The following is a 16,146-nucleotide window of genomic DNA, read 5'->3' as shown; positions in this document are numbered from 1 at the left end:
GGTTGCGCAAAATGGTGACTACACCCGGCTGTGTCAATCGGGCCAGCAACAAAACCCGGTTATGACCGCAGTGCAACCAGCTGCCCGCTACCCCATTCAAGACGCCCGGCGAGGTCAAATTCCAGCAGCATAATCTGCACCGCGCCCGCACTTAGTCCTGTCTGTTGGATCAGTTCATCGACCGGCACCGGCGTGACACTCAAGGCGGCCATCAGTCGCACGCGCGCATTCTCCTCCGGCATCTCTTTGCCGTCACCTTCAACGCCGTCCATGACAAAATCGTCAGTTTCATCGTCTTCGAACAGCATAGCTTGTGAGGGATCTGCCTGCCGAAGGTTTTCGATAATGTCCGCCGCGCCTGTGATCAGGGTCGCGCCTTGCTGAATCAGGCTGTTGGCACCTTCTGAACGCGGGTCCAGTGGTGAACCGGGTACGGCAAACACTTCCCGGTTTTGTTCCAGCGCCAACCGCGCGGTGATGAGCGAGCCGCTGCGCTTGGCCGCTTCAATAACGACGACCCCCAGCGAAAGCCCCGATACGAGCCGGTTGCGGCGCGGAAAATCGCGTGCCCTGGGTTCCCATCCAACCGGCATTTCGGTGACCAGCGCGCCCCCGTTTTCAACAATCGATTCCGCAAGCGGGCGATTTCCTTCCGGATAAATGCGGTCCAGACCGCCCGCAAGAACCGCCACTGTGCCCGTGGATAGACTGGCGGTATGTGCTGCGGCATCAATGCCGCGCGCCAACCCCGAAATAACACTGTAACCGGCATCGCCGAGATCGCCGGCTACAATCTTTGCCATGCGCTGGCCTGCTGCCGAAGCATTACGCGCCCCGACAATGCCCACTGTCCGGTCCCAATTGAGATTGTGTCCGCCCTTGATGATCAGGAGCGGGGGAGCGCCTGCAATATAGTTGAGCAGTTCAGGATATTCGGCTTCACCCATGGCAACGAACCGTCCGCCAAGCTTTTCGGTTGCCGCGATCTCGTCTTCGATTTGACTGCGGGATGGTGGCGAAAGGGGCGCACTGCGACCGCCCTTCTGGCTGAGAGTGGGCAGATTATCGATTGCCGTCGCAACTGAGCCAAAGCGGTTCAACAAGCGGCGGAAGGTGATCGGACCGACATTTTCAGTGCGAATGAGCCGTAGCCAGTCGCAGCGCTGTTCGGGGGTAAGGTCGACTGCTACCTTTTTGCCCCCGAGTGTCATGGCCTTATTGTGCCGTCTTGTCCGCACCGATTTTGGGTTCGGTGTCGGACAATAATCTGGCGATATTGGCGCGGTGGGTGAAAAACAACAGGAGGGTCATCGCCCCGGTGCCAGCCGCGAGATGCGGACCCGAAAGCACATAGGCAAAGATTGGTGCCGTGGCTGCTGCTGTTAGCGCCGCGAGCGAGGAAATACGCCGCGTCGCAGCGATGAACAGCCATACCGCGCAAAAAATAAGTCCGACTTGCCAGTTGATGGCCAGCAAGGCCCCGATATAGGTCGCCACGCCCTTGCCGCCCTTGAAGCCCAACCATACCGGAAAGATATGCCCGGCAAACGCGGCCATGCCGGCCAGCGAATAGGCAAGCGGTGGCTCGGGTACGAAATAGCGTATGATCAGAACCGCAGCGGCCGCTTTGGCGCAATCGAGCACAAGTGTGCCAGCTGCCAGCCAGCGATTGCCGGTGCGCAATACATTGGTCGCACCGATATTGCCCGATCCGATGCCGCGAATATCGCCAAGCCCTGCCGCACGTGTCAGCAACAGGCCGAAAGGAATGGAACCCAGCAGGTAGCCGACCACCAGAGCCATGATCACATCATTGGTCATTTGTCGTCCTCGCCGTGCCGGTAGATTTCGTTCCCGGCCACAAATGTGCGCATCACTTTGCCCGAAAAACGTGCATTCTCAAAACTGGTATTGCGTGATCGGGAGTTCAGCTCGCGTTCATCCACAACCCAGGGGTAGTCCTGGTCCACCAGAATCAGGTCCGCCGGGGCGTCAACGGCGACGCGTCCGGCGTTCAGGCCCAGAATTTCAGCCGGGCGCGTACTCATTGCCCGGAAAACCGTCATCAGGTCTACATCGCCTGAATGCACGAGGCGCAGTGCGGCCGCCAACAGGGTTTCCAGCCCGATCGCGCCGTCCCCGGCCTCGGCAAAAGGCTGACGCTTGACCTCAACATCCTGTGGATCATGGCCTGAGTGGATGACATCAATCGTACCGGTCTTCAGTCCCTTGATCAGGGCTTGCCGGTCATCTTCACCGCGAAGCGGCGGCGATAGTTTGAAAAAGGTGCGGTAGGACCCGATGTCATTCTCGTTCAGCGAGAGATTGTTGATCGAGACGCCGCACGAAATCTTTGCATTGGCCTGCCGATGACGGGCCATTATGGCAACGGATGCAGCGGCGGAGAGTTGGGCCGCATGATAACGTACACCTGTGAGGGCCGCTAATTGCAGATCGCGTTCCAGCGGAATTGTTTCGGCTTCCGCGGGAATGCCCTTCAAGCCCAGTCCGGTTGCCATCAGCCCCTCATGCATTACACCGGCCCCAGCGAGCCCGGCATCCTGCAAATGGTGGACAACCGGCATGTCAAAATTGGCGGCATAGGTGAAAGCGGCCCGCAACAGGGCTGTGGAGCCCACCGATTTCCGCCCGTCAGTAAAACAAACCGCCCCGGCGTCCTTGAGCAAGCCAAACTCGGTGATTTCTTCGCCCGCCAGCCCTTTGGTCATTGCCGCTGCCGGCAGGACATGTACGCCATTGGCGGCGGCCGCGCGGCGGATGATGAAGTCGACGAGCGCGCTATCGTCGATGACAGGGGAGGTGTCGGGCATGCACACAAAACTGGTGACACCACCCGCCGCTGCGGCCGCTGCGGCGCTGGCCAAGGTTTCACGGTACTCATGACCCGGTTCACCTGTGAACACCCGCATATCGACCAGCCCGGGTGCCAATATCAGCCCCGTCGCATCAATCCGGGTGGCGCCGTCCGGTGCGCCGGGCGCCGCGCCTTCCTCAATGGCAGTTATCTTGCCATTCTCGGCCAATAGCGCGCCATTGACGAAAGTTTCGGACGCGGGATCCATGATCCGGGCATTTTCGATCAGCAGGGGGCGGTTCATGATGTCACCTGCGATTTTTCTGCAATCAGGGCGTCGAGTACGGCCATACGCACGGCGACTCCCATCTCCACTTGTTCGTTGATGACCGATTGCGCACCGTCGGCAATCGCTGGATCGATTTCGACACCCCGGTTCATCGGTCCGGGATGCATGACGAGCGCATCGGGCTTGGCCAGCGCCAGCTTTTCCGCATCGAGGCCGTAAAAACGGTAATATTCACGGGCAGAGGGGATCATGCGCCCCGACGCCCGTTCATGCTGCAGGCGCAACATCATCACCACGTCGGCACCTTCAAGCCCGGCCCGCATATCGGTGAATACCTCGGCGGATATGTTCTCAATGCCTTTGGGCAGCAGGGTTGTCGGCGCGATCACCCGGGTGCGCACATTCAGTGCGTTGAGCAGCATCAGGTTGGAGCGGGCGACCCGCGAATTGGCGATATCGCCGCAAATCGCAACAGTGAGCCCGGACAGGCGTTGCTTGTGCTTGCGAATGGTCAGCGCATCGAGCAGGGCCTGGGTTGGGTGCTCATGGGCGCCATCACCGGCATTGACCACCGAACAACCCACTTTCTGCGACAAAAGCTCGACGGCACCTGCAGCTGAGTGGCGGACGATAATTACATCCGGCTGCATCGCATTAAGCGTTGTCGCTGTATCTATCAGCGTCTCACCCTTGGCGACCGACGACGTCTTGACCGACATATTGACCACGAGCGCACCGAGCCGTTTGCCCGCGATCTCGAAGCTCGCCTGCGTGCGCGTGGAATTCTCGAAGAACAGGTTGATCTGGGTCTTGCCAGTCAGGGTAGGCAGGATTTTGCGCGGTTGCCGCGAAATCGGAATCATGGCTTCAGCCCGGTCGAGCAGTTCAAGAATCTCGACGGGATTGAGCTGGGCAATGCCCAATAAATGACGATGTTTGAATGGGGGCACGCTGCTGGCAGTGCCAGCCGGGCTGCCCGACGATGTTTGTGGCTTGCTGCGCGCCATCGTGGTTTCGTCCTTCACCGGTTGTCGCGGTCTATCGCAGCGAAGTCCCTGTCACAAGGTCTTGCCGCAGAATTCTGTTGAATTGCGGTTGGTTGTCTATCCCCGGCGCAGCCGTTCAAGCGCCCCTTGCAGGATATAGCTGGCGGCCAGTTTGTCGACAACTTGCGCCCGTTTGCTGCGCGAAACGTCCGCCTCGATAAGGGTTCGGGTCACGGCACTTGTGGAAAGGCGTTCATCCCAGAACACAATGGGTATGCTGATCCGGGCCGAAAGATTGCGCGCGAAGGCACGGGTCGATTGAACGCGCGGCCCCTCTGAACCATCCATGTTCAGAGGCAGCCCAAGCACAATGCCAATAGCCTTGTTTTCTTCAATCAAGTTGTCGAGCTGTTCGGCATCCTGCGTGAACTTGCTGCGGCGGATCGTGGTAAGCGGGGTTGCGCTCATCCGCAGCGAATCGGAAATGGCCACGCCGATTGTCTTCGTGCCCAGGTCCAGCCCCAGCAGCTTGCCAATGGGCGGCAGATCGGTGAGGGGGTTGATATTGTCATTCTCGCTCATGCTTATGCCATTAGCAGGGGCATGTGTTGCGGTCACGCGCTATTGTGCCTATTTGAGCGTCAGATGCAGGAGTTTGGCATGAAAATTACCTGGTTCGGCGGCAGCACATTCAGACTTTATGTTGGGGGCGTGATTTTCGTTACCGACATTGAGCGCGCCCCTGCAAATATTGATCGGCGCGAATTGGGCGCGGGTGCCGATCATCGTATCGATCTCAGCGATGGTCTGGTTGAATTTCCCTATCTCGATCTCGAGAATTGGCGGCCCAGGCGGCAATCCCGCCTGATAGATATGCCTGCCGAGCAGATTGCCGCGCTTTATACCATTTCCGGGGAGGGGTTGTTTATCGATGAACCCCAGGAAGGTCCGGTGATTGTTGCGCCAGCAAATCAGACCGCCTGGGGACGGTTCGCCGAAGGCGCGGTGGTTGTGCTCTATGGTCCGCCAAAGACGATTGCCGAAGGTGTCCGCTCTCTGGTCGCGAGTGCGCGCCCAAAACTGGTCGCCCTTGCGACCGAGGGGCTGAATGATCTGCAGTTTCAGACCGTGGCGGCCTGTTGCGACGGCTGCGCGGTTCAGGTTCTGGAGCCGGGATTGTCCGTGGAAGCGTGATATTTCATCTAGCAAGGTGCCTGTCATTCCCGCGGTGGTGCAACGCCCTTTCGCTAGAGTGTTGCAAGCGCCTATCAGGCATTGCTACAAGCAGGGCAATAACAGATGAATCCCCGCAAAATGCAGGAGAGAGCCCATGTCGGTTGATGCCGATGTTGTAAAACGAATTGGCCGGTTGGCACGTATCCGTGTCGGTGACGATGAAGTTGCCGCACTGGAAGGCGAAATCAACACCATTCTGGGCTTTGTCGAACAGCTCGACGAGGTTGATGTGGAAGGTGTAGAGCCCATGACCTCTGTCATGCCGATGGCGCTGCGCCTGCGTGAGGACAAAGTGACTGCTGGCGGCCATGCCGACCAGATCGTTGCCAATGCACCGCTGAGCGAAGACAATTTCTTCATGGTCCCCAAGGTCGTGGAGTAGGCTGCAATGTCCGTCACCGTCGCCATTGAGACCCCGTTACAGGATGACGTGCGTGAGCTTGTTGATGGGCTGAATGCCCATTTGCTGCCGCTGTCGCCTATCGAGTTTCAGTTCAAGATGACAGTGGAACAGATGGCTGAGCCCGATACCACGGTCTTTGTCGCCCGCGATGATGATGGGAAGGCAGTTGGTATTGGGGGGCTCAAGCGCCATGATACGGCGCTGGGCGAGGTCAAGCGCATGTTCACCCGGCCGGAAGTGCGTGGCCAGCGCGTTGGTTCAGCCTTGCTTGATGCGATTGTGATTGAAGCCGAAAAGCAGGGTCTCAACCATCTGGTGCTTGAGACCGGTGTCGGCGAGGGTTTCGCCGGCGCCTGGCGGCTGTATGAGCGCAGCGGGTTCACCCCTTGCGGTGCGGTACTCGACTATCCTGACAGCGGCCATTCTGCCTTTTTTGAACGCCATCTGACAAAATCGGCACAGACCGCCTGAATATCTGCCCTGGAGCCCATATGGGCCAACAGGGCTTTAAACCCTTTACGTTTGCGACAATCTGAAAGAGTTGCCCGTTGACCGATCTGACAAAACTGAGCCTCGCGGCCACCCGCGACGGGTTGAAGAACAAGGACTTCACGGCGCTTGAAGTCACCGAAGGCTATCTGGACGCTATTGCAGCCGCCAATCCCAAGTTGAATGCCTATGTTGCGGTCACCGGTGATGAGGCGCGCGCGATGGCCAAAGCCAGTGATGAAAAGCTGGCGCGCGGGGAGGGTGGTGCTCTGGAAGGTGTGCCGCTGGGTATCAAGGATCTGTTCGCGACCAAAGGTGTGCACACGCAGGCCGCCAGCCACATTCTCGATCAGTTCAAGCCTGAATATGAATCCTCGGTCACCCAGAACCTGTGGAATGACGGCGCAGTCATGCTGGGCAAGCTCAACATGGACGAATTCGCGATGGGGTCGTCCAACGAGACGTCCTATTACGGTCCGGTCATCAATCCCTGGCGTGGTGAAGGGGACAACAAGGACCTGGTTCCCGGCGGCTCCTCGGGCGGTTCTGCTGCCGCAGTCTCTGCATGGCTTTGTGCGGGCGCCACAGCAACCGATACGGGTGGCTCCATCCGCCAGCCTGCCGCCTTCACGGGTACAGTCGGCATCAAGCCAACCTACGGCCGTTGCTCGCGCTGGGGCGTCGTCGCTTTTGCCTCCTCACTGGATCAGGCTGGTCCCATCGCCCGTACTGTTGAAGACAGCGCGATCATGCTGACATCCATGGCCGGATTTGACGCCAAGGATTCTACCAGCGTTGATATGGCGGTGCCGGACTTTGCGGCGGCCGTTGAGCGTGGCGTCAAAGGTCTGGTGATCGGCGTGCCGAAAGAATATCGCATGGACGGCATGCCGGCCGAGATCGAAAAGCTATGGCAGGAAGGTCTTGAATGGCTCAAGGCCGAAGGCGCAACCGTGCGCGATATTTCCCTGCCGCACACCAAATATGCGCTGCCAGCCTATTACATCGTCGCGCCTGCAGAGGCTTCCTCCAATCTCGCGCGTTATGACGGCGTGAAATATGGTCTGCGTGTGCCCGGCAAGGACATAACCGACATGTATGAGCAGACCCGCGCCGAAGGGTTCGGACGTGAGGTCAAACGCCGTATCATGATCGGCACATATGTGCTGTCTGCCGGCTATTATGATGCCTATTATGTTCGCGCCCAGAAGGTCCGCACCCTCATCAAGCGCGATTTCGAAAACGCGTTTGCAGATGGTGTCGATGCCATCCTGACCCCGGCCACCCCCTCGGCAGCCTTTGGTATTGCAGATCAGGAAATGGCCTCGGACCCGGTCAAAATGTACCTCAATGACATATTCACGGTCACCGTCAACATGGCTGGTTTGCCGGGCATTGCCGTGCCAGCTGGCAAGGACGGGCAGGGCCTGCCGCTTGGATTGCAGCTCATCGGCAAGCCGTTTGATGAGGAAACCCTGTTCGCCGCCGCTCGTGTCATAGAGCGTGCAGCCGGCATGGATTTCACCCCGGAGAAATGGTGGTAATGACCGAAATCGACCCTGTCTGGAATTTCGACCGACGCGATCCGCCTGCCGACTTGTCAAAGCCGCTGCAGGCTTTGTGGTGGCTCAAAAAGGGCGAGTTGCGCGCGGGGCCGGAATGGGAACAGGCCCATGACATCTGTGTTTCGGGCGAGGGGCATCAGCCCTTCGACTGGGTGCATGCACTGGTCCACTGGATAGAGGCTGATCTCGGCAATGCCGATTACTGGTACCGTCAGGCCGGTACACGGCGCGCCAAACCCAGCGTCGCCGCCGAGTGGGAATATATGGTCGAAAAGCTCAACGGCTGACCGGCGGGCCTCGGCCCGATGATTGTGGGGCGGCGAGCCGCCCCACAAGGTTCAACGATTGTCCACCTGACTGCGCACAAGTTCCAACCCGCGCCGCGTGATGCGGTAGGGGCCCGAATTGATCGATTTGATGGCTTTCTTGCGCTTCAGCTTGCGAAAAATCAGCAAATCGGCACCGGCCATGCGCCAGCCATCACGGGTGTAGCACTCCACGCCGATAGCGCGTCCGCGCGCATCCTTGAGCAGCTTAAGCAAGCCACCCTGAGCGAGCGCGTGAAGCACCCGCTGTTCGTCTCTTGAAATATCCATTTGAAGGGAAGTATCCGGATCGTTCCGGCCGAAAACGGCCAAACCAAAACGACGCGCCGCCAGCAAACGCATGGCAGCACGTTGGTTCGTGATCGGTTCCGTGGCGAAAGCTTAGGGAACCCTAGCGGATGACCGACTGTCCGGACATAAAAACTCCTTCAACGACGACAATTTTACACCCGTTGTGGGCAAAATGCCAGCGGACTTCATGTTCTGTTGAATAGACGGTAGCGCGATGCCATTCTCCGGCATAAGATTGGACGAGCCTATAAATGAGAGACTGTTCGTGACCGCTATTAAACCGCCCGCCGACTGTGCCGATAAAGAGGATGTTCGCAAGGAACTGGACCGCATCGACGCAGCGCTTGTCACCCTTTTCGCCGAGCGGCATACATATGTGACCCGGATGGCTGAGCTCAAAAACGATCCGCATGAAGCCTTCGTGCCGGAGCGGATTGAGGCCATCATCAAAAAGGTGCGCAAACAGGCTGATTCCCTGCATCTGGATGAAGATCAGGCCGAGTTGATCTGGCGGACATTGATCAGCTGGAACGTGAATTACGAAAAGGGTATCATCGCGGCGCGGCACAAATCCTGAGGGGCCACATGTCATATTTTCCAGTTATCCGTCATGCCGATCCCAGCGAAGCCATGGATCTCGCGGCCCTTGGATTCGTCGCCTGGGAACAGAGTATTCTCCCTTTGTACCATGAGCGCGACAGCTCGCGGGAATCGCTGATGAACCAGCTTGCCGGCTATTGTCAGGACCGCATTCAGGACGTCATCGTTGCCGAGTCGCGCGGCGAGGTTCTCGGCTGGTGCTCCCGCCAACGCGGCAAGGCCTATATCCCTTACCTGTTCGTCACCCCGCATCTGCAGGGGCAGGGTATCGGCGGGCTTTTGCTGAAACGCATGGAGAGCATTTTTGAACTGGAGGGCCATGCCGTCTCCCAGCTCGAAACCCCCGCTGACCATGTGCAAGCCGTAAAATTCTACGAAAATCAGGGCTATCATATCCTTGCCATGAAGCTCGACGGCCGTGGTGCCCACAAACCCTATATGAGTGTGCGGCTGGAAAAACAGCTTCGCCCGTTCCGGGGCCCCGTCGGCGACGAATAGGGGTTCGGGACTGCTGGCGTACGCCCAATCATTGCATTTGAGGGACGCCCAAGCCGCTGCCGGAAACACCCGGTGCCGGACGTGGCGAAAAGTTTGCGCCTGTCCTGACGATGCGATAGAAAAAGCCCGCCGCTTCAAAGCTCTTAAGCCCGCAGGACTGCGGGATGCAGGAATGATCAGAATATGACACTTGTTGATACGCGCACGCCGAACCCCAAACAGTTCATCAAAGGGGCGACCGGCGATTGGGAAATTGTTATCGGCATGGAAGTCCATGCCCAGGTGACCTCGGAATCCAAGCTGTTTTCCGGCTCCTCGACAGAGTTCGGTCAGCCGCCCAACAACAATGTTTCCTTCGTGGATGCGGCCATGCCCGGCATGCTGCCGGTTATCAATGTCCAGTGCGTAAGGCAGGCCGTGCGCACGGGTCTTGGTCTTAAGGCGCAGATCAACAAGCGCTCGCTTTTCGATCGCAAGAATTATTTCTATCCGGATCTGCCGCAGGGCTATCAGATTTCCCAGTTCAAGGACCCGATTGTCGGGGAGGGCAAGGTCCTGCTCGATATGGGTGAGGATGGTGAGGTCGAGATCGGCATTGAACGCCTGCATCTGGAACAGGATGCCGGCAAGTCGATCCACGATCAGCACCCGAATATGAGCTTTGTCGATCTCAACCGTTCCGGCGTGGCCCTGATGGAGATTGTCTCCAAGCCCGATCTGCGTTCCTCGGATGAGGCGAAGGCCTATCTGTCCAAGCTGCGCACCATTCTGCGTTATCTCGGCACCTGCGATGGCAATATGGAGCAGGGCTCCATGCGTGCCGATATCAATGTCTCCGTGCGCAAGCCTGGCGGTGAATTCGGCACCCGCTGCGAAATCAAGAACGTCAATTCCATGCGTTTTGCCGGTCAGGCCATCGAATATGAGGCCCGCCGCCAGATTGATATTCTGGAAGATGGCGGCGCGATCGATCAGGAAACCCGGCTCTATGATCCCAAATCCGGGCAGACCCGTTCCATGCGCTCGAAAGAAGAAGCGCATGATTACCGCTATTTCCCGGACCCCGATCTGCTGCCGCTCGAATTCGATGATGCGCTGATTGCCGAGCTGGCCGCCAATCTTCCTGAGTTGCCGGATGAAAAGCAGGCCCGCCTGATCGCCGATTACGGCATTACCCATTATGACGCCTCGGTGCTGGTGACCGAACAGGTGAAGGCCGATTTCTTTGAGGCCGTTGCCAAGGGCCGCGATGGCAAGCTTGCGGTTAACTGGGTCAATAATGAATTGTTCGGCCGCCTGTCCAAGGAAGGGCTGAACATTGAGGACAGCCCTGTCAGCCCGGACCAGCTTGGTGGCATTATCGATTTGATTTCCAGCGGCGAGATTTCCGGCAAGATTGCCAAGGACCTGTTCGAGATCGTCTGGACCGAGGGCGGTAACCCCGCGGAGATCGTTGAAAGCCGTGGCATGAAGCAGGTCACCGATACCGGCGCCATCGAGAAGGTGGTCGATGAGATCATCGCCGCCAATCCCGACAAGGTTGCCCAGGTGGCTGACAAGCCCAGCATGGTTGGCTGGTTTGTGGGTCAGGTCATGAAAGCCTCGCAAGGCAAGGCCAATCCGCAGGCGGTCAACGAGATCCTCAAGGCCAAGCTTGGTCTTTAGCCTTGCGGTGATCCGCAAGCGGCTTTGATACGTTCCAAAGGCAGGTTCACCGTGACCTGCCTTTTGCTTGATCCGGAGACTGCTGTGCTCGTTGTTCATTATCTCGAAAACTCCCGCGCCCACCGGATCCTGTGGTTGCTGGAAGAGCTTGATCTGCCCTACGAGATCAAGCGCTATAAGCGCGGCCGCGACATGGAGGCGCCCGCAAGCCTTAAAGCCGTGCATCCGCTTGGCAAGTCGCCGGTTATAACCGATGGCGATCTGGTGATTGCAGAGAGCGGGGCGATTGTCAGCTACCTGCTCGATACCTATGACAGCAGTGACAGCCTGCGGCCGGCCATGGGCACGCCCGAGCGGCGGCGCTTTGATTACTGGCTGCACTATTCTGAAGGGTCGGCCATGCCCTTGCTGGTGATGAAGCTGGTCTTTACCGCCATTCCCGAAAGGGTGCCGTTTTTCGTGCGCCCCGTCGCCAGCCTGATCACCAAAGGCGTCTCCACCCAGTTGCTGGACCCGCAGATCGCCGAACATGTGGCATTCTGGCAGGCGGAACTGGCGCGTGATGGCTGGTTTGCCGGCGACCGGTTTAGCGCCGCCGACATCATGATGAGCTTTCCGGTGGAGGCCGGCGCGGACCGTATATCCTTTGGCGAGAATTGTGCCGCCATCCGGCATTGGGCCGACGCCATCCGCCAGCGGCCAGCCTATCAGGCAGCGCTGAAAGCCGGCGGCGCCTACGCCTACACGGCGACCAGTATGTGAGACCGGCATGGGGTGTAATTTCATCCTCATCCTCATCCTCATCCTCGTCCACATCCTTGCCACACCCACTCCGTCATTCCCGTGGAAACGGGAATCCAGCAGCGGGCAGTCCTGCCCGCGAAAGACATCCCCCGCACCGCCGACGCGGTGCACTGGATCCCCGCATGCGCGGGGATGACGATTGGGGGTGGGGAGAGATCTAGCCCTTCACCCCTTTTTGCCCGGACTTGATCCGGGCATCCATGCGATGTGGCCGGTATCGTATGGACCCTCGGGTCAAGCCCGAGGCAGAAGGAAGGGGGAGGTGCCATGCGTCGTCCTATCTCCGATCGTCATACTCGGGCTTGACCCGAGTACCCATGCGGTGGTGCAGCGACCATAGGGGGGCGTTCCGTCCTTTTGTATTTGCTGATGGTTGGTCATGGGCCCTCGGGTCAGGCCCGAGGGTGACGATGTGGGTTGGGTGAAAGATTTTTTTGGGCACCCCTCAAATTCCACCCACCTCAAATCCCCCGTCAGGCCCAAAGACCCCACGGTGTCCATAAACAGGCGGCATGAGACGGTGCATGGCCCGTCTGAGAGTTAAACAAATGAGACATACACCGTCTCATGCAACCGGGATTTTTGGCGTGGCCTGTACTCTTACTAGCGCTGGGGCCCATCCCCGCCGGGTTTCCCCGGTACACCTGCCAACGGGGGCAGGCTGGTCGCGGCACAGTTTTGGCCTTCCCTGAGGCGACCCCCAAGGAACCCGGTCCCCCTTCACCCCGGACGTTCGTCGCGCCGGCGCCGGTGTTGTGAAAAGGTGGGGTGAGGATAAACGGGGTTTGGGGGGCGTCGATAAGTTTTGTGGAGAAGAAGGTCGCCGGGTTATGTGCATCCCGTTCTGGATTGCCGCGCGGCTTCGCCGCTCGCAATGACGAGGAGGGATTTGTGATTGGGTTTGTCCCTTACCTCATCCTGAGCCTGTCGAAGGATGGGCGACGAGTGCGGTGTTAAAACCCTCGCCCTTCGACAGGCTCAGGGTGAGGGTTTGGGCGAGATCTAGCCTTTCGCCCCTTTTTGCCCGGACTTGATCCGGGCATCCATGCGGTGTGGCCGGTATCGTATGGACCCTCGGGTCAAGCCCGAGGGAGAAGGAAGGGGGAGGTGCCATTTGTTGTCCTATCTCCGATCGTCATACTCGGGCCTGACCCGAGTACCCATGCGATGGCGCAGTGCCACAGGTGGGCGTTTGGTGCGGGAAGGTTGGAACTGACCCGACCTTCATCTAATCTGGATGGTGGGTCATGGGCCCTCGGGTCGGGCCCGAGGGTGACGATCTGGGGGATGAGGGATTGGGGCGTTCCAAACCCACAACGTCATTCCCGTGAAAACGGGAATCCAGTGCGCCGCGTCGGGGGTGCTAAAGGCAATTCATGCGGAAAATTCTGCCTGCTGCTGGGTTCTCGCCTGTGGGGTGGGGTCAGGTTTTTGCGCGTTGCCAGCGCCGGACGATGCGGCCGTCGATGAGTAGCAGGCCGATGAAGATGCCGATCATGCCCATGATATGTTCCGGCTTTAGCGTTTCACCCAGGAGGGTGAAGCCGAGAAGGATGGCTGAGACAGGGGCGATGAAGGTGACGACTGAAAAATTCGTCGCGCCGATACGGGGCAGAAGCCGGTACATGATCTGGAAGGCGAAGGCGGTGGCGAGAAGGCCGATACCCAGCATGGCGGCCCAGCCCTCTACCGTCACCAGATGCGGTATCCCGTGCATCAGAAACGCTGCCGGGACTGCCGCGACGGTGGCACCGCTCAAGGCGCAGGCGGCCAGAATTGACGGGTCTATATGCTTGAAATTGCGGGCGTAGTTCAACGAAACCGCATAGCAGATAGTGGCAAGCAGACAGGCGGCAATCGCCCATATCTGTGAGGTGCCACCAGCGGCGAGCGCGGGGGAGGCGAGGATGGCCACCCCGGCAAATCCGGAGAGCACGCCTGCGGATTTGCTCCAGCTGACCTTTTCGCCCCCATGCCAGAACTGCGAGACGATGACGGTCATGATGGGGGTCATGGCATTGATGATCGCGGCAACACCCGAGGCCAGATAGGCCTGACTGAGGGGGAACAGCGCAAAAGGAATGGCATAGGAGAGGATGCCCAGCACCAGAAAATGGCCGTATATCGCGCGCTCACGCGGCAGCTTTTTGCCAAAAGCGAAAACAAAGGCCCAGCACCCAAGGGCTCCAATGCCCACGCGGCCTGCGGAAACCCAAAGGGGCCCCAGCTCACGAATAAGCACAGCGTTGAAAAGGAACGAGCACCCCCAGATAGCACCCAGCAGAATTACCCATAGCCAGTCGCGCAAAGCCATTTTCAATCTCCAGAGAACGCTCGACACTAGGCCTCAAAAACGCCCCGGTCGATCCGTTTCTTGCGATGACAGCTATCAATTCTGGTGATGTGCGGACTGGCATTGACTGCCTAGTCCTTGAGGTCCTCAAAGGTGATCGCGCCCGAGGCCACCTGCGCCAAAGCCCAGGGGTAAAGCTTGTGCTCTGCCTTCAAAACCCGTTCGGCCAGTATGCCCGGCGTATCGCCGAATTCCACCGGCACGGCGACCTGACCAATGATCGGGCCGTCATCCATGTCGGCGGTCACGAAATGCACCGTGCATCCATGCTCGGACACATCTTCGTCCAGCGCCCGCGCATGGGTATCGAGCCCTTTAAAGGCAGGTAGCAAAGAGGGGTGGATGTTGATCGCCTTGCCTTCCCACTTGGCACAGAATTCTGCGCTGAGCAGGCGCATGAACCCGGCAAGGCAGACAATATCCACATTCCAGGCCTGCAACTGCCCGTCAATGGCGGCATCTGTCGCGGCCTTGTCGGCATAGTTCTTCAGCGAGAACACGGCGGTGGGGATATTGTTGTGTCCGGCGGTTACCAGGCCTTCCGCGCCCGGTTTATTGGCAATGACGCCAACAATTTCCGCTGGATAATCGGAGGCGCGTGCCGCCTCGATCAGCGCGCTCATATTGGAGCCGCGCCCGGAGATCAGAACGGCAACCCGCTTTTTGTCGCTCATAGTGCCAGTGCACCTTCAAATGTCACCGCATCGCCATCCCGCGCGGCCAGAACACCGACCCGCGCGGCCTGTTCGCCGGAGTTTGCCAGATGGGCAATCAAGGCGTCGGCATCATCAGGGGCGACCGCCACGAGCATGCCGACACCGCAGTTGAACGTGCGCAACATCTCGCGGGCATCCATGCCCCCGGTCTGGGCCAGCCAGCCGAAAACTTTTGGCACCGCAATGGCGTTCAGATCGATATGCGCGGACAAGCTGTCAGGCAGAACGCGCGGAATATTGTCGATAAAGCCGCCACCGGTAATATGGGCCATCGCCCGGATCGCCAGCCCGTCTTTGAGCGCGGCAAGAAGCGGCTTTACATAAATCCGTGTCGGCGTGAGCAAAGCTTGCGCCAGTGTTTGCTGAGGCGCGAAAGGCGCTGGCGCGTCCCATGCGACGCCGGAAACCTCAACGATCTTGCGGATCAGTGAATAGCCGTTTGAGTGCGGCCCGGAAGAGGCAATTGCCACCAGAACATCGCCCGCCGCCATCTCGCCGCGCGGCAAAAGCTGGTCGCGTTCCGCACCACCGACGCAGAAACCGGCCAGATCATAATCGCCTGCGCTGTACATGCCCGGCATTTCAGCCGTTTCGCCGCCGATCAGCGCGCAACCGGACTGGCGGCAGCCCTCGGCAATACCCTCGACAATCGCCTTGCCCTCGGCGACGTCCAGCTTGCCGGTGGCAAAATAATCGAGAAAGAACAGCGGTTCGGCACCCTGAACGATAATATCGTTGACGCACATGGCTACCAGATCGATGCCAATCGTGTCGTGTTTGCCCGTCTCGATGGCAATGCGCAATTTGGTGCCGACGCCATCATTGGCGGCCACCAGAACCGGATCCTTGAACCCGGCAGCCTTCAGGTCGAACAGACCGCCGAAACCACCGATTTCACCATCCGCGCCGGGGCGGCGGGTCGAGCGAACAGCGGGCTTGATCGCCTCGACAAGTGCATTACCGGCGTCGATATCCACGCCTGCCTGCTTGTATGATAAACCGTTTGGTGGCACTTGTTGTTCGTTGGACATGGCTTTGGCACTTCGCTCGGGTTTTGTCCCCACCACATTGGTTTGACCGTATCAAAGCGGTTGCTCCTCGCCTGGCGGG

18 protein-coding genes are annotated in these 16,146 nt (G+C 59.0%); 9 read left to right on the top strand and 9 right to left on the bottom strand.

Annotated elements, in window-relative coordinates; genetic code table 11:
* Positions 1–59: 59 nt before the first annotated feature.
* From dprA to ruvX, 5 genes are all read right to left on the bottom strand, one after another.
* Positions 60–1,211, bottom strand: coding sequence for a DNA-processing protein DprA (gene dprA, locus L1P08_RS04345; RefSeq protein WP_303618779.1), 1,152 nt, complete (start codon positions 1,209–1,211; stop codon positions 60–62).
* Positions 1,212–1,215: 4 nt separating this feature from the next.
* Complete coding sequence (gene plsY / locus L1P08_RS04340) at positions 1,216–1,821, bottom strand: glycerol-3-phosphate 1-O-acyltransferase PlsY (RefSeq protein WP_303618778.1); 606 nt, start codon at positions 1,819–1,821, stop codon at positions 1,216–1,218.
* A complete protein-coding gene (gene pyrC / locus L1P08_RS04335; protein WP_303618777.1) occupies positions 1,818–3,119 on the bottom strand; it encodes a dihydroorotase in 1,302 nt (433 codons plus the stop codon). The genes plsY and pyrC overlap by 4 nt, the downstream gene beginning before the upstream one ends.
* Positions 3,116–4,111, bottom strand: a complete 996-nt coding sequence (locus L1P08_RS04330; RefSeq protein ID WP_303618776.1) for an aspartate carbamoyltransferase catalytic subunit — start codon at positions 4,109–4,111, stop codon at positions 3,116–3,118. The genes pyrC and L1P08_RS04330 overlap by 4 nt, the downstream gene beginning before the upstream one ends.
* Positions 4,112–4,207: 96 nt before the next feature.
* The gene (ruvX, locus tag L1P08_RS04325; RefSeq protein WP_303618775.1) at positions 4,208–4,672 is read right to left on the bottom strand and encodes a Holliday junction resolvase RuvX; all 465 of its coding nucleotides are present in this window, start codon (positions 4,670–4,672) and stop codon (positions 4,208–4,210) included.
* 78 nt (positions 4,673–4,750) lie between these two features.
* Between ruvX and L1P08_RS04320 the strand changes: the two genes are divergently transcribed.
* The 5 genes from L1P08_RS04320 to L1P08_RS04300 all read left to right on the top strand — a co-directional run bounded on the left by L1P08_RS04320 (position 4,751) and on the right by L1P08_RS04300 (position 8,070).
* Positions 4,751–5,284 carry a hypothetical protein gene (locus tag L1P08_RS04320; protein WP_303618774.1) on the top strand — a complete coding sequence of 178 codons (534 nt, stop codon included), beginning with the start codon at positions 4,751–4,753 and terminating at the stop codon, positions 5,282–5,284.
* A gap of 136 nt (positions 5,285–5,420) precedes the next feature.
* On the top strand, positions 5,421–5,708 hold the full coding sequence (gatC, locus tag L1P08_RS04315; protein WP_303618773.1) for an Asp-tRNA(Asn)/Glu-tRNA(Gln) amidotransferase subunit GatC: 288 nt from the start codon (positions 5,421–5,423) through the stop codon (positions 5,706–5,708).
* A 6-nt stretch (positions 5,709–5,714) separates the two neighbouring features.
* Complete coding sequence (locus L1P08_RS04310; RefSeq protein WP_303618772.1) at positions 5,715–6,200, top strand: GNAT family N-acetyltransferase; 486 nt, start codon at positions 5,715–5,717, stop codon at positions 6,198–6,200.
* 77 nt (positions 6,201–6,277) lie between these two features.
* Entirely contained in the window at positions 6,278–7,762 is a 1,485-nt protein-coding gene (gatA, locus tag L1P08_RS04305; RefSeq protein ID WP_303618771.1) for an Asp-tRNA(Asn)/Glu-tRNA(Gln) amidotransferase subunit GatA, read from the top strand.
* Positions 7,762–8,070: a hypothetical protein gene (locus L1P08_RS04300; RefSeq protein ID WP_303618770.1), complete on the top strand. Its 309-nt coding sequence runs from the start codon at positions 7,762–7,764 to the stop codon at positions 8,068–8,070. Before gatA ends, L1P08_RS04300 begins: the two co-directional genes overlap by 1 nt.
* Before the next feature lie 51 nt (positions 8,071–8,121).
* Here the strand turns inward: L1P08_RS04300 and L1P08_RS04295 are convergent, their stop codons facing one another.
* The gene (locus tag L1P08_RS04295) at positions 8,122–8,379 is read right to left on the bottom strand and encodes a YjhX family toxin (protein ID WP_303618769.1); all 258 of its coding nucleotides are present in this window, start codon (positions 8,377–8,379) and stop codon (positions 8,122–8,124) included.
* 286 nt (positions 8,380–8,665) lie between these two features.
* On the opposite strand from L1P08_RS04295, the gene L1P08_RS04290 reads away from it, so the two are divergent.
* From L1P08_RS04290 to L1P08_RS04275, 4 genes are all read left to right on the top strand, one after another.
* On the top strand, positions 8,666–8,977 hold the full coding sequence (locus L1P08_RS04290) for a chorismate mutase (protein WP_303618768.1): 312 nt from the start codon (positions 8,666–8,668) through the stop codon (positions 8,975–8,977).
* Positions 8,978–8,985: 8 nt separating this feature from the next.
* Positions 8,986–9,498, top strand: coding sequence for a GNAT family N-acetyltransferase (locus L1P08_RS04285; RefSeq protein ID WP_303618767.1), 513 nt, complete (start codon positions 8,986–8,988; stop codon positions 9,496–9,498).
* A 183-nt stretch (positions 9,499–9,681) separates the two neighbouring features.
* The gene (gatB, locus tag L1P08_RS04280; RefSeq protein ID WP_303618766.1) at positions 9,682–11,163 is read left to right on the top strand and encodes an Asp-tRNA(Asn)/Glu-tRNA(Gln) amidotransferase subunit GatB; all 1,482 of its coding nucleotides are present in this window, start codon (positions 9,682–9,684) and stop codon (positions 11,161–11,163) included.
* An 84-nt stretch (positions 11,164–11,247) separates the two neighbouring features.
* A complete protein-coding gene (locus L1P08_RS04275; protein ID WP_303618765.1) occupies positions 11,248–11,925 on the top strand; it encodes a glutathione S-transferase in 678 nt (225 codons plus the stop codon).
* Between the two features lie 1,465 nt (positions 11,926–13,390).
* Here L1P08_RS04275 and L1P08_RS04270 read toward each other — a convergent pair.
* The 3 genes from L1P08_RS04270 to purM form a co-directional block, all read right to left on the bottom strand.
* A complete protein-coding gene (locus L1P08_RS04270) occupies positions 13,391–14,281 on the bottom strand; it encodes a DMT family transporter (RefSeq protein WP_303618764.1) in 891 nt (296 codons plus the stop codon).
* Positions 14,282–14,391: 110 nt separating this feature from the next.
* Positions 14,392–14,994: a phosphoribosylglycinamide formyltransferase gene (gene purN, locus L1P08_RS04265; RefSeq protein ID WP_303618763.1), complete on the bottom strand. Its 603-nt coding sequence runs from the start codon at positions 14,992–14,994 to the stop codon at positions 14,392–14,394.
* On the bottom strand, positions 14,991–16,067 hold the full coding sequence (gene purM / locus L1P08_RS04260) for a phosphoribosylformylglycinamidine cyclo-ligase (RefSeq protein ID WP_303618762.1): 1,077 nt from the start codon (positions 16,065–16,067) through the stop codon (positions 14,991–14,993). Before purM ends, purN begins: the two co-directional genes overlap by 4 nt.
* Positions 16,068–16,146 lie beyond the last annotated feature (79 nt).

It is taken from the genome of Mariluticola halotolerans (assembly GCF_021611515.1).
GTDB lineage: Bacteria > Pseudomonadota > Alphaproteobacteria > Rhizobiales > Devosiaceae > Mariluticola > Mariluticola halotolerans.
The sequence above is the reverse complement of the archived record's forward strand: the minus strand, read 5'-3'. Positions and strand labels throughout refer to the sequence as shown.